15 protein-coding genes are annotated in these 12,494 nt (G+C 64.9%); all 15 read right to left on the reverse strand.

Features of this window, described 5'->3' with window-relative positions; translation table 11 throughout:
• Positions 1-2: 2 nt before the first annotated feature.
• The 15 genes from UNPA324_RS30010 to flhB all read right to left on the reverse strand — a co-directional run bounded on the left by UNPA324_RS30010 (position 3) and on the right by flhB (position 12,484).
• Complete coding sequence (locus UNPA324_RS30010) at positions 3-707, reverse strand: hypothetical protein (protein ID WP_141937527.1); 705 nt, start codon at positions 705-707, stop codon at positions 3-5.
• Positions 704-2,329: a flagellar basal-body MS-ring/collar protein FliF gene (gene fliF, locus UNPA324_RS30015; protein ID WP_164936359.1), complete on the reverse strand. Its 1,626-nt coding sequence runs from the start codon at positions 2,327-2,329 to the stop codon at positions 704-706. Before fliF ends, UNPA324_RS30010 begins: the two co-directional genes overlap by 4 nt.
• Positions 2,330-2,634: 305 nt before the next feature.
• On the reverse strand, positions 2,635-3,549 hold the full coding sequence (locus UNPA324_RS30020; protein WP_128920233.1) for a flagellin N-terminal helical domain-containing protein: 915 nt from the start codon (positions 3,547-3,549) through the stop codon (positions 2,635-2,637).
• A gap of 274 nt (positions 3,550-3,823) precedes the next feature.
• The gene (locus UNPA324_RS30025) at positions 3,824-4,729 is read right to left on the reverse strand and encodes a flagellin N-terminal helical domain-containing protein (protein WP_128920234.1); all 906 of its coding nucleotides are present in this window, start codon (positions 4,727-4,729) and stop codon (positions 3,824-3,826) included.
• A gap of 240 nt (positions 4,730-4,969) precedes the next feature.
• Positions 4,970-5,710 carry a flagellar type III secretion system pore protein FliP gene (fliP, locus tag UNPA324_RS30030; RefSeq protein WP_126255035.1) on the reverse strand — a complete coding sequence of 247 codons (741 nt, stop codon included), beginning with the start codon at positions 5,708-5,710 and terminating at the stop codon, positions 4,970-4,972.
• Complete coding sequence (locus tag UNPA324_RS30035; protein WP_128920235.1) at positions 5,707-6,150, reverse strand: flagellar basal body-associated FliL family protein; 444 nt, start codon at positions 6,148-6,150, stop codon at positions 5,707-5,709. The genes fliP and UNPA324_RS30035 overlap by 4 nt, the downstream gene beginning before the upstream one ends.
• 39 nt (positions 6,151-6,189) lie before the next feature.
• The gene (flgH, locus tag UNPA324_RS30040) at positions 6,190-6,897 is read right to left on the reverse strand and encodes a flagellar basal body L-ring protein FlgH (RefSeq protein ID WP_128920236.1); all 708 of its coding nucleotides are present in this window, start codon (positions 6,895-6,897) and stop codon (positions 6,190-6,192) included.
• Complete coding sequence (locus UNPA324_RS30045; protein ID WP_181769566.1) at positions 6,898-7,683, reverse strand: MotE family protein; 786 nt, start codon at positions 7,681-7,683, stop codon at positions 6,898-6,900.
• 67 nt (positions 7,684-7,750) lie between these two features.
• Positions 7,751-8,881, reverse strand: a complete 1,131-nt coding sequence (gene flgI, locus UNPA324_RS30050; RefSeq protein ID WP_141937532.1) for a flagellar basal body P-ring protein FlgI — start codon at positions 8,879-8,881, stop codon at positions 7,751-7,753.
• On the reverse strand, positions 8,878-9,354 hold the full coding sequence (gene flgA / locus UNPA324_RS30055) for a flagellar basal body P-ring formation chaperone FlgA (RefSeq protein WP_181769567.1): 477 nt from the start codon (positions 9,352-9,354) through the stop codon (positions 8,878-8,880). The genes flgI and flgA overlap by 4 nt, the downstream gene beginning before the upstream one ends.
• Positions 9,355-9,367: 13 nt before the next feature.
• Complete coding sequence (flgG, locus tag UNPA324_RS30060) at positions 9,368-10,156, reverse strand: flagellar basal-body rod protein FlgG (RefSeq protein ID WP_128920240.1); 789 nt, start codon at positions 10,154-10,156, stop codon at positions 9,368-9,370.
• A gap of 18 nt (positions 10,157-10,174) precedes the next feature.
• On the reverse strand, positions 10,175-10,504 hold the full coding sequence (gene fliE, locus UNPA324_RS30065; protein WP_128920241.1) for a flagellar hook-basal body complex protein FliE: 330 nt from the start codon (positions 10,502-10,504) through the stop codon (positions 10,175-10,177).
• A gap of 2 nt (positions 10,505-10,506) precedes the next feature.
• Positions 10,507-10,923, reverse strand: a complete 417-nt coding sequence (gene flgC / locus UNPA324_RS30070) for a flagellar basal body rod protein FlgC (RefSeq protein WP_097660216.1) — start codon at positions 10,921-10,923, stop codon at positions 10,507-10,509.
• An 11-nt stretch (positions 10,924-10,934) separates the two neighbouring features.
• Positions 10,935-11,336 carry a flagellar basal body rod protein FlgB gene (flgB, locus tag UNPA324_RS30075; protein WP_128920242.1) on the reverse strand — a complete coding sequence of 134 codons (402 nt, stop codon included), beginning with the start codon at positions 11,334-11,336 and terminating at the stop codon, positions 10,935-10,937.
• 62 nt (positions 11,337-11,398) lie between these two features.
• Positions 11,399-12,484: a flagellar biosynthesis protein FlhB gene (flhB, locus tag UNPA324_RS30080; protein ID WP_141937536.1), complete on the reverse strand. Its 1,086-nt coding sequence runs from the start codon at positions 12,482-12,484 to the stop codon at positions 11,399-11,401.
• Positions 12,485-12,494 lie beyond the last annotated feature (10 nt).

Consider the following 12,494-nt stretch of genomic DNA (forward strand, 5'->3'; position numbering starts at 1 on the left):
GGTTACCGGCGCGCTTCCTTCAGTCGTTCGCTCCAGGCCGAGATCTGCGTCTCGATCACGGTCTGGTCCGCCACGACACGAACCTCGAGAGCCTCAGCTGCCTCGTACTCGATGCCAATTCGCCTGGAAGCTGCGAGCTGCGTCCTCACGAGGTCGAGCAGCTCGCTCGGGCCGGTGACCTTGAACGCTGGCGCGGACGAGCTGCCGGTCAGCGCCGCAATCTGCTCGACCAGCGATCCGATCGCCTTGTCGCGGACCGCGTCAGCGAGGAATGGCAGCAATATCCGCGCAACGGAGCTCGCGATGTTGGTCTCGATCTCGCGGCAGGCGGCCTCGAAGCCGCTGACGATTGCGACCGCCTGCTGGTCCGACCATTTGGCGCGCTCCTCGCCGAGCCGGATCGCGCTGCGGACGCGCTCCTCGGCGAGCTTGGCATCGCCTTCCGCAACGCCCGCCGCATGGCCGCGCCGGTAGGCGTCGTCCAGCAGATTGGTAGCCGGGGCTTCCGCCTTCGGCGCCGGCGGCGGTGACTGCGGCACCGGCTGCGGCACCGGCTGCGGCTGAGTCTGAAGCTGCGGCTGAGGTTCTCGCGCCGCCTCCTTCGGCCTGGTCAAAAGATCCTGGATCCTGGGCGGTGGAGGCGGTGGTGACTTGGCCCGGCCGTTCGCATCGAACTGCGTCAGGAGCTTTCCGATTGCCGCGTTCATGCCGCCTCCTCGCGTCGCATCCAGTCTTTAAGGATCGCTGCCGCCTGCGCCTGATCGAGCCGAACGATCTGCTCCAGCCGCTTCTGCGGCGTCCGCTGCATCTTGCCTTCGAGGTCCTCGACGAGGTTGAGCTCGGGGTCCTGACTTTCGGCGAGCGCAAGGGCGGCGGCAGATTCGAGCTCAGCGGCCTCGGCGGCCTCCACCTGCTCCTGCGCCGCGCGATGGGTCAGAATGCCGTTGACCGCCGGCCGCAGCCCGAACCAGACCAGCATCGAAGCAACGGCCAGGATCGTCACCGCGTTGATGACGCTGCCGAGCTGCTTGTTGATCATCTCGACGAAGCTGATCGGGGGCACCGGCGCCAGTTCGCGCGAGCCCTCGATGAAGTCGACCGCCGTCACCTGGATCTGGTCGCCGCGCGCCTTGTCCAGCCCGCCGGCCGTCGCCGCGAGCTGGCTGATCTCGGCGAGCTTGCTGTCGACGATGGCCTGGTTGGTCTTGTCGCCGAGATCGGCGACCAGCCGCGCGCGATTGACCAGGACGGCGATGAAGAGCTTCTTCACCGAATAGCCGTCGCTCACCGTCGTCGTAGTCTTGGACGAGACCTCGAAATTGGTGACGTCCTCGCGGCGGGTCTTGTCTTCGCTGGAGTTCTTGCCGCCGCCGGCGTTCACCTGCTGATCGGGAAGGTTCTGCTGCACGGTCGTCGGCGTCGAGCGGTCGGCGTTCTGTGACGATTCCTTCTCGCGCACGTTCCGCACCGAACGCTCGGCACGGCTCTCCGGATCGTAGACGGTCTCGTTGATCTGTTTCTTGTCGGTGGAGAGCTGCGGCGCGACGCTGACCTCGAAATTGTCGAGGCCCAGATACGGCGTCAGCGCCTTGCGGATGTTCTCCTGCACCATGCCGCCGACCGTCTTCTGAAGGCTCGCCATCTTGGTCGGCGCGGCGCTCGCCTCGTCCTCTTCGGCGAGCAGCATCGAACCGTCGGCATCCAGCACCGTCACCTTGTCGCGATTCATGCCTGGAATGGCCGCGGCGACGAGATGACGGATCGACTGCGCCGTGCGCGCCTCGATCGCGCCGTCGGTGCGCAACACGACCGATGCCGAAGGCGGCTGCTGCGTCGCGCGGAACGAGCCGCGCACCGGCAACACGATATGCACCCGGGCTGCCTTGACGCCCTTCATCAATTGCACCGTGCGCGCGATCTCGCCTTCCAGCGCCCGGAGCTTGGTGACCTCCTGCATGAAGGATGTCAGGCCGAGCGAACCGATCTTGTCGAACAGTTCGTAGCCGGAATTGGCGCTGGTCGGCAGCCCCTTCTCGGCGAGCAGCATCCGCGCCTGCATGGTCTGGCTCGGACGCACCGAGAGCGCGTCGCCGGCTGTATTGATGTCGAAAGTGATGTTCTGCTCGCGCAGCGCCGCGCCCATGCGCGTCACGTCCTCGCGGGTGAGGCCGGTATAGAGCGTCTCGAATTCGGGCCGGCTCAGATAGTACGCGCCGCCGACGACGGTGACGAGAACGGCAAAGCCGATCAATCCCAAGGCCATCAGGCGTCGCGGCCCAAGCTCCAGCAGATTGTTGAGCAGTTGCTGTACCTGCGCACGACTGAGCATATGACCTCGTACCAATGCGAACATGGAGGACACTCCGCTGCCAACCTTGTCTGAAGGTTGCGCGAGGACACGATTGTGTCAGTTCGCAGGCACGGCGTTGCAATTTTAAAACGAGATTGGGCGGCGACGCGATCAGCTTGGCTGCAATAGGCCGATCGGGCACATGGCCACGCGATCGGCTGCGGGTGTTGCGAGAAGTCTGAACTCAGGCGGTCGAATTGCGGGCACGTCTTGTGCCGTCACATCCGCCGCTCACGCGGGGACCGTGCTCCCTGAGGGAGCACGGTCGTTTTCGAAAGCGCCGCTTAGCCGCCGCGGAACAGCGACAGGATGCTCTGGCTGTTCTGGTTGGCGATCGAGAGCGCCTGAACGCCGAGCTGCTGCTGGGTCTGGAGCGCCTGCAGGCGGGTCGATTCCGCATTCATGTCGGCGTCGACGAGCTGGCCGACACCGCGGTCCACCGAGTCCATCAGGGTCTTGACGAACTCGGTGTTGGTCGAGATGCGGTTTTTGACGGCGCCGAGACCGGCAGCGGCCGAGGCCACCGAGTTGATCGCAGTGGTGACCTGCGAGATGTACCCATCGAGCGTGGTCTGGTCGGCCGCCGAATCGGTCAGCGCCGAGATGTTGATCGTGTCGACCGACGCGCTGCCGCTCACCGTGTCGAGGATGCCGCTCGTGCTCGAGGTGTAGAGCGAGTAGTTGGCGATCGTGAGCGTTATGGACCCGATCGTGGGCGTGCCGCCGACGCGCGAGAACGACGACACCAGGTTGAAGGTCGCCGGGGTGGAAGCGTTGGTGCTCAGCCAGTTCACGCCGTTGAAGGTTGCCGCATTGGCCGTGCCCTTCATCTGCTGCTGGATCTGAGTGATGTCCGCCTGGATCTTGGTGCGGTCGATACCGGCGGTCTTGGCTTCAACCAGGAGCGCCTGGAGCTTGGTCAGGCCGCCGGTCTTATCGCCGACAACCGCGGTCAGAGCGGTATATTCGGTGTCGACGGTCGCGGCCGACAGACCGAGCGAATCGGAGACGGCGGAGAGCGCGGCATTATCGGCCCGCATCGACGTCGCGATCGACCAATAGGCAGCGTTGTCCGACGCAGTGGCCACGCGCTGGCCGGTAGAGATCCGGTTCTGCGTGGTGGCGAGCTGCGAGCTGACGTTGCGCAGGGTCTGCAGCGCAGTCATTGCAGCGGAGTTGGTAAGGAGGCTAGAGCCCATTTTGATGTCCCTTTAGAGATTGAATGAGATTGGGGACATACCGGACTTGCACCGGTACGAGAGGGCGGCGTCATGCCTTTGGGCCGCGCAAAAGCGGATGGAGGGCCCAACCTGTCGTAGCGGAGAGGTTAGCGGCCGAAGCTTGCGCGAGGCTTGTGGCGCTGTGCCCCGGCTGCAACAGGGCGGCCCGAAATGACGACGTGCGCGCGGCGTCACGCCAAATGGAAGGGCCGCGCTTCGCAGAAGCGCGGCCCTCCTCAGATCGTTTTGCGGCTTAGCGGAACAGCGACAGGATGCTCTGGCTGCCGTTGTTGGCGATCGAGAGTGCCTGAACGCCGAGTTGCTGCTGGACCTGGAGAGCCGCCAGACGAGTGGACTCCTGGTTCATGTCGGCGTCGACGAGCTGGCCGATACCGCGATCCACCGAGTCCATCAGCGACTTCACGAAGTCCGTGTTGGTGGAGATGCGGTTCTTGACCGCGCCGAGGTTGGCGGCGGCGGAAGCCACCGAGTTGATCGCACCGGTGACCTGCGCGATGTAACCATCGAGCGTGGTCTGGTCGGCCGCCGAGTCGGTCAGCGCGCTGATGTTGATCGTGTCGACCGACGCGCTGCCGCTCACCGTGTCCAGAATGCCGCCCGTGCTCGCGGTGTAGAGCGAGTAGTTGGCAACGGTCAGGGTGATGGAACCCGTGGTCGGCGTGCCACCGACGCGAGAGTACGACGACACCAGGTTGACCGTCGCCGGCGTCGAGGCGTTGGTGCTCAGCCAGTTCACGCCATTGAACGTCGCCGCGTTGGCCGTGCCCTTCATCTGCTGCTGGATCTGGGTGATGTCCGCCTGGATCTTGGTGCGGTCGATACCGGCCGTCTTGGCTTCGACCAGCAACGACTGGAGCTTGGTCAGGCCGCCGGTGCTGTTGCCGACGACCGAGGTCAGAGCGGTATATTCGGTGTCGACGGTCGCGGCCGACAGACCGAGCGAGTCGGAGACGGCGGAGAGTGCGGCGTTGTCGGCGCGCATCGAGGTCGCGATCGACCAGTAGGCGGCGTTATCCGAGGCGGTGGCCACGCGCTGGCCGGTGGAGATCCGGTTCTGCGTGGTGGAGAGCTGCGAGCTGACAGACCGGAGGGTCTGGAGCGCGGTCATGGCGGTCGAGTTCGTAAGCAGGCTTGACATTGCGAATGTCCCTTTATGTACGCGTTACATTTTCATCAGGGGACATACCGGGCTTGCACCGGTACGACAGGGCGGCATCATGCCTTTGGACTGATGTGGGTGAGGTCCAACCCGCCGTGACGCATTGCTAGCACGTCGAATCTTGCCGCCGGATTAAGGCCGGCTTGAATTCCCAAGCAATATCATATGGTTAATATTACTTTCCGCTAACCATAACGAGTCGACCGATGATCGCCGCGGTTACGAGAACGAGCGCACCAGTCCGGAGGCGAGCAGATTCCAGCCGTCGATCAGCACGAAGAACAGCATCTTGAACGGCAGCGCGAGGATCGTCGGCGGCATCATCATCATGCCCATCGACATGGTCAGCGTCGCCACGATCATGTCGATCACCAGAAACGGCAGGATGATGAGGAATCCGATCTCGAACGAACGCCTCAGCTCGGAGATCATGAAAGCCGGAATGATGACGCGCAAATCGACACGCTTGTCGTCGAACTTCTTGCGGAAGCTCTCCGCGGCGAGCGACTCGAAGGTCTGCAGATCCTTGTCGCGGACATGGGCCAGCATGAACTCGCGGAACGGATCCGTGATCTTCAGATAGGCCTGCTCTTCCGAGATCTCGTTCTTCATCAGCGGCTGGACGCCGGTCTCCCAGGCGCGATCGAAGGTCGGCGCCATCACGTAGAAGGTCATGAACAGCGCGAGGCTGATCAGCACCAGATTGGCCGGCGTGGTCTGCAGGCCGAGCCCGGCGCGCAGGAACGAGAGTGCCACCGCAAATCGCGTGAAGCTCGTCACCATGATGAGCAGTCCCGGCGCCACCGACAGCACCGTGATCAGGGCCATCAGCTGGATGATCCGGCCGCTGGTCGAGCCGTTTCCGGGCGGCAGCAGCGAGTTGAGATCAGGAATCTGGGCGAGCGCCACTTCGGGCAGCACGACCATGATCAACGCGAGCAGCAGGACTTTCACTCTCACTGGATCACCAACGTCTCAATGATCAATTCGCGGACCTTGCCCGACGAGCGGATGGCGGCGCGCTCGGTCAGGTCGTCGCGCAGATGCTGGAGCCCGCGCGATCCCTCGAACTGCGCCACCGAGGCGGACCGCAAGTAAGTCACGATATCCTCGCTGATGTGGGCGGCCAGGATGCCGGCGTCCTCGTCGCTCATGCTCTCGGTCACCATGGAGGCTTCGATGCGGGCCCAATTGTTGGCGGGCGCGGCGAGATTGGTCACGATCGGAGACAATTTCCTGAGCCGCGCGCTGCCGGCGTAGCTCGACGCAAGCGGCGGCGGGGTCGCGCTCTTCTTCGCGTCGGCGACGCGCTCGGCGGTCGCAAACAGATGCAGGCCGGCCAGCGCTCCCGCGCCGATCGCGACAAGGGTCAGCACCACGATGGCCGCAATCAGGCGCATGACGTCCCCTGCCCTCGCCCGGTCCTGCCGGCACGGCCTTCAGAATGGTGCCACGGCGTCATAGATCCGATGTCCCCATCCAGGCTGCTGCACGTCGGACAGATTTCCGCGACCACCATAGGAGACGCGCGCCTCGGCGATCTTCTCGTAGGAAATCGTGTTGGTGCGAGAGATGTCGCGCGGGCGTACGATGCCGCCGACGTTGAGCACGCGCATCTCGGTGTTGACGCGAAACTCCTGCGAGCCGCTGATCATCATGTTGCCGTTCGGCAGCACGTCGGTGACGATGGCGGCGATCGACAGCTTGATGTCCTCGGTGCGGTCGATCTGGCCGTTGCCCTTGATCTGGGTGTTGGTGCTGAGGTTGGCGTTGGTGGAGCCCTTGTCCTGCCATCCAGCGACGTCCATCAGCCAGTCGAGCCCGAACTTGACCTGCGAGTCGCGGGAGCGGCCGGTCTTGTTGTCGAGCTTGGCCTTGTCCTGCATCGAGATGATCACGGTCACGACGTCGCCGGTGCGCCGGGCGCGGGGATCGCGGTAGAGATCGGTGCCGTCGTCCCAGGTCGAGCGATAGCTGACGGGCGTGCGCATGCGCGGCGTCACCGGGATCGGATCGGCCTGGGTCCTCAAGCCGCTGCCGACCGGCGACATCTGCGGGCCGGTGAGGATTTCGGCCGGGTCATGCAAGCACCCCGCCAGCAGCACGGACGCCAGGACGAGCGGGAGGATGCGGATCGGCGTCTTCATCTATTTGGTCTTTCCGTCATCCACGCGGCGCATTCCGCCCAGCAGGTCGGCAAGGTGTGCCGCGCGTGCCGTCTCCATCTCGTTGAAGATTGCGCTCGAGCTCCTCGGGCTGAGCTTGGCGAGCACGGCGGCGGCGGTCTCATCCGCCATGCCGGCGATCTGGGTCGCCGCGGCTTCGGGCTTCATGCGCGAATAGATCTCGACAACGCTCGCTTCGGCCTTCTTCAGGAAGTCGTCGCGGAGTTCCATCCACTTTTCATATTCGGCGCGCTTGGCCTCGACCTCGGCAATCCGCTCGCGGAGCAGGGTCTCGGCCTTCTGCAATTCCTTGAGCTGCCAGGCCAGCCTCGCATCAACGGCGGGATCGGCGACGTTGCTGCAGAACAGCGCGACCTCGTTGTCCGCGGACGCCGCGGCCTGCGGCGGCGCGGGTTTCGGCGGCGCCGTGACGCTGCCGGGCTTGACCAGTCGGGCCGGTGCAGGCGTGGGTGCGGGCGCAGCCGCTTGCGCAGGCGCAGGCGTTTCGGACGCAGGCACCGCGCCGGTGGTCGCGGGGCCCTGATCTTCGGCGGCCCATGCGGCCGCCCGGATCGAGGCATTGTCGCTTGGCGGGGCCGTGAGCGGCTGCGGCTTCTGCGGCCCGGCCGCGCGGGCGCGCGCGAAGGAGAGCAGGTTCAGCGGCTTCGAGGGCCTGGCCTCGTCCAGGGCGAGCACGGGCGATGCGCCCGCGAGCATCGATGCCGCGACCAGCAGGAGGAGTTTGGCTTTGTGATCCAGCTTCAGCATCGGGCCGCGCGCGATTCTCGCTTCAGACCTCAGCATTGAGCGACCAAGCTTGCACGACGCTTATGCATCATTGCACGATGACATCGGCCTGGAGCGCGCCGGCGGTCTTGATGGCCTGAAGGATCGCGATGATGCCGGACGGCTTCAGGCCGATCTGGTTCAGCCCGCGCACCAGGCGCTGCAGATCGACCCCGCTGAGGATCGCCACCTGCGACCCGGCCTCGTTGGCCTCGACCATTGTCTGCGGGACGACCACCGTCTGGCCTCGCGAGAACGGCGCCGGCTGCGACACCACGGGCATCTCCGTGACACGGACCGTCAGATTGCCGTGCGTCACGGCAACGGTCGATATCCGCACGTCGCGCCCGATCACCACCGTGCCGGTGCGCTCGTTGATCACCACCCGCGCCGGCGTGTCCGGCTCGACCGTCAGCTCGCCGATCTCGGCAAGGAATCGGACCGGGCCGATGTGGCGCGGTTTCGACAGCACGATGGTGCGATAGTCGCGCTCGAAGGCGATCTGCGCGCGGTAGCGTCCGCCGGCGTATCGGTTGATGGCGTCGAGGATGCGCGTTGCGGTGACAAAGTCGGGGTTCTTCAGCTCAAGCACCAGGAACTCCATCTCATGGAGACTTCCCTGCACCGCGCGTTCGACGAGCGCCCCGTTCGGGATGCGCCCGGCCGTCGGCGTGCCCTGGCTGACGTTCTGCGCCTGGCCACCAACGTTGTAACCGGCGACGGTGATCGCGCCCTGCGCCACCGCGTAGACGGCGCCGTCCGCCGCGCGCAGCGACGTCATGACCAGCGTGCCGCCGAGCAGCGAGGTCGCATCGCCGAGCGACGACACCGTGACGTCCATGCGCTCGCCGGGCCCGATCGAGGGCGGCAAGTCCGCAGTCACCATCACGGCCGCGACGTTGCGCGTGCGCAGCGTCGTCGGACGCGTGGGGTTGGTGGTGCTCGTGGTCTCGTTCCTGACGTTGATGCCCATGTTCTCGAGCATCGATTGCAGGGACTGCTCCGTGAAGGGAGCGTTGCGAAGCGTGTCGCCGGTGCCGTTGAGGCCGATGACGAGGCCGTATCCGACGATCTGGTTTTCGCGCAGCCCCTTGATGTCCGCGATGTCCTTGATGCGGACGGCGGCATGGGCGCTGACGGCCGAAAGCAGCAGGACGAGCGCAAGCAGGAGCCTGGTCATGAGCCGTCCACGACCTTGACGGTGCCGTCCGGCTGGACGACGCCCCTGATAACCACCCCGGTATCGGTATTGCGCACCGGGATGAGCGCGCCGGCCGCGCCGGACTGCATCGCCGAGCCGTAGGTGACGATGGACAGCCCGCTGTCTTCCACCACGACCTTGACCATGGCGCCGCGGGCGACCGTCCAGGGATCTTCCACCGCATTGCTGGGAATGGGCTGGCCCGGCAACAGCGCGCGCCGCGCCATGCGGCCGACCAGGACCTGGCGCCCTTCGATGAACATGGCAACGCCGAGCAGGTTCGGCGCGAAGGCGCGTTCGGTGATCATGTCGTCCCGGATCAGCTCGCCGGCGCGGATCGAAACCGCCGGCACGGGAAGCCGCTTCTCCTCGGCGCCAGCGAGGCGCACTGAAGCCAGAATCAGCAGCACGGCGGCCAACCCGCGCATGATCAGGCCCAGCCTGTTCAACATAGATACACCGGACCTAGCGCATGCCCTTCGAGACCGTCTGGGCCATTTCATCCGAGGCCTGGATGACCTTGGCATTCATTTCGTAGGCGCGCTGCGCCGAGATCAGCTCGGTGATTTCCTTGACCGGATCGACGTTCGAGGCTTCGAGATATTTCTGGTTGATCTTGCCGTAGCCGGCATCGCCCGGCAGCCCGACGACAGGCGTGCCCGACGCCGTGGTCTCCTTGTAGAGATTGCTGCCCAGCGGTTCGAGGCCCGCTTCGTTGGCGAAATTGGCAAGGTTGAGCTGGCCGATCTGCCGTGGGTTCACTTCCGTGTCGAGCTTGGCAAACATCTGGCCCGTGGCGTTGACCGTGACCTCGACCGTCCCCTGCGGCACCGTGATCGCCGGATCCAGCAGGTAGCCGTCGATCGTGACGAGTTGTCCGTTGGCATTGGTGTTGAACGAACCCGCGCGGGTGTATTGCACCTCGTTGTTGGGACCGAGCACCTGAAACCAGCCGCGGCCGTTGATCGCGAGGTCGTAAGGGTTGCCGGTCTGCGTCAGCGCGCCCTGGATGTGCAGCTTGCGGATCGCCGCCGACTTGACGCCGAGGCCGAGGTTGGCGCCTTCCGGAATCGGCGAGGAGCCGTTGACGTTGGCAACGCCCTGCATGCGGTCCATCTGGTAGAACAGATCGGTGAATTCCGCACGCGCCCGCTTGTACGACGTCGAGTTGATGTTGGCGATGTTGTTCGCGATGACTTCGATGTTGGTCTGCTGGGCGTTCATGCCCGTGGCCGCAATGGCAAGCGATTTCACTTAACCCACTCCTTCAGATCAAATCGACATCCGGACGACTTCTTGGTAGGCCTGCACGACCTTGTCGCGAACCGCGACCGCCGTCTGCAGGGCCTGCTCCGCCGACATCAGCGCTTCGACGACGCGCCGCGTCGATTCCTTGCCCTGCATCGCCGAGATCGACGCCGCCTCGCCCGCCTTCAGCGTCCCGATCGCATCGGTCGTCACCTGTTTCATCACCGATTCGAAGCCGACATCGTCTCCGGACTGGATTGCCGTCGTCGCGGCGGGCGAGATCGCCTGCGTCTCGGTCGCGCGGGACGCCGCCTGCCCTGCGGCGACCGCCGTGGATGAAATCGCCTCAAGCATTGTCAGCTCCTCAGGAGGTCGATGGTCATGCCGAGCATCGACCTGACCTGTTTCACGACCTGGAGATTGGCTTCATAGGACCGGTTGACTTCGCGCATGTCGGCCATCTCGATCATCATGTTGACGTTCGGCATCTTGACGTAGCCGGCCTTGTCGGCGGCGGGATGTCCGGGATCGTACTCGACGCGGTAAGGCGTGGTGTCGACGCCGATCTCCTTGACCTTCGCGAGCTGCGAGCCCGAGGCACGGTCCATCGCGGCATCGAAGGTGATCGTCTTGCGCTGATAGGGATCGGCGCCGGCCGTGCGCCCCGTCGAGGTCGCGTTGGCGAGGTTTTCCGAGACGATGCGCATCCGCGTCGATTGCGCTTCGAGCCCGGAGCTCGCGACCGTCAGGGAAGCGCTCAGTGAGTCCAGCATGTCAGTTCACCTCAGGCCTTTGCGCTCGACAGGACCATGCGGTGGAACGACCGCACGATCGCCGAATTCATCGAATAGTCGCGGTTGACGTCGCTGCCCTTGATCATTTCCTGCTCGAGGCTGACGGAGTTGCCGGAGTGAACCACGTCCCAGCTGTCCTTCTTCGCGGTTGCGCGCGTATCGGTCTCGGCCGCGGACAATTGCAGATGCGAGGGCGACGTCGTGGCGAGCCTCACCGGCATGCCGTCGAGCACCTTGTTGAAGGGCTCGACGTCGCGTGCCCTGAAGCCCGGCGTATTGGCGTTGGCAACGTTGGTGGCGATGGTCGACTGGCGGAGCTCGAGGTAGCGCGCCTGCGACGATGCGAGTTCGAAGAGATAAAGCGGTCCCACGACAGCCCCGTTCTGGTCCATTCGGGAGAAGCCTAGGGCGTTAAGCTTTCGTCAAGCTGTTGGGCCGGACGTTGCTCGGAATTCTACTGGACCTTCTCGGTGCGCGGCGCCTGCTTCGACTGGAGGAAGTAGATGATCTCGGCGACCGGCCGGAAGAACTCAGCCGGAATCACCTGATCGACCTGGACGGCCTCGTAGAGTGCGCGCGCCAGCGCCTTGTTCTCGATCACCGGGATCCGATTCTGTTCGGCGACCTCGCGGATCTTCAGCGCGATCACGTCCATGCCCTTGGCCACCACGAGGGGCGCGGGATTTTCCTCGCGGTTGTAGCGCAGCGCGATCGCGAAGTGCGTCGGGTTCGCGATCACCAGCGTCGCGCGCGCGGCGGAGGCAATCATCCGCTGCCGCGAGCGGTCGCGCGCCAGCGAGCGCAGGCGGGCCTTGATCAGCGGATCGCCCTCGGCCTGCTTGTGCTCGTCCTTGATCTCCTGCTTGGTCATGCGCAGCTCGCGCCGCCAGTGGAAGCGCGCCCAGGCGAGATCGATCGCGACCAGGATGATGGTCGCGATACAGATCGCCGAGACGATCCGCATCGCGATGTTGAGGATCATCTCCGGCAGCGCAACCGGATCGGTGTACATGGCCTCGAACGCCTTCGCCTCCGACGAGCGCAGCACGAAGACGACCACGGAGGTCACCGCGGCCAGCTTGAACAGCGACTTGGCGAACTCGACCAGTCCGCGCGTTCCGAAGATCCGGCTCCAGCCATCGACCGGAGAGATGCGCGACAATTCCGGCTTGATGCGCTCCAGCACGAAGCGCGGCGCATTCTGCAGCAGCGAGGAGGCGAGCCCGAATACCATGAGGACGACGACCAGCGGCACCAGAAAACGCAGCGCCTGGAGACCGACCACGGTGAGCAGGTTCTGCGCGTCCGCGCCGGTGGACAGCGGGAAACCTTCGGGATCGTCCAGCAGGCTCGTCAACGTCGGCGTCAATTGCTGCACGCCCTGACCGATCAGGAACGCCTGAATGACCATCAGCGCGGCCATCGAGGCGAAAATAGAGGCCTCCCGAGAGACCGGGATCTTGCCCTGTTCGAGCGCATCACGGACTTTCTTCTCGGTCGGTTCTTCTGTTTTGCTCTCCTGATCGGATGTTTCTGCCATGCCCGTTCAG

Source organism: Bradyrhizobium sp. UNPA324, from assembly GCF_006658635.1.
Taxonomy (GTDB): domain Bacteria; phylum Pseudomonadota; class Alphaproteobacteria; order Rhizobiales; family Xanthobacteraceae; genus Bradyrhizobium; species Bradyrhizobium nanningense.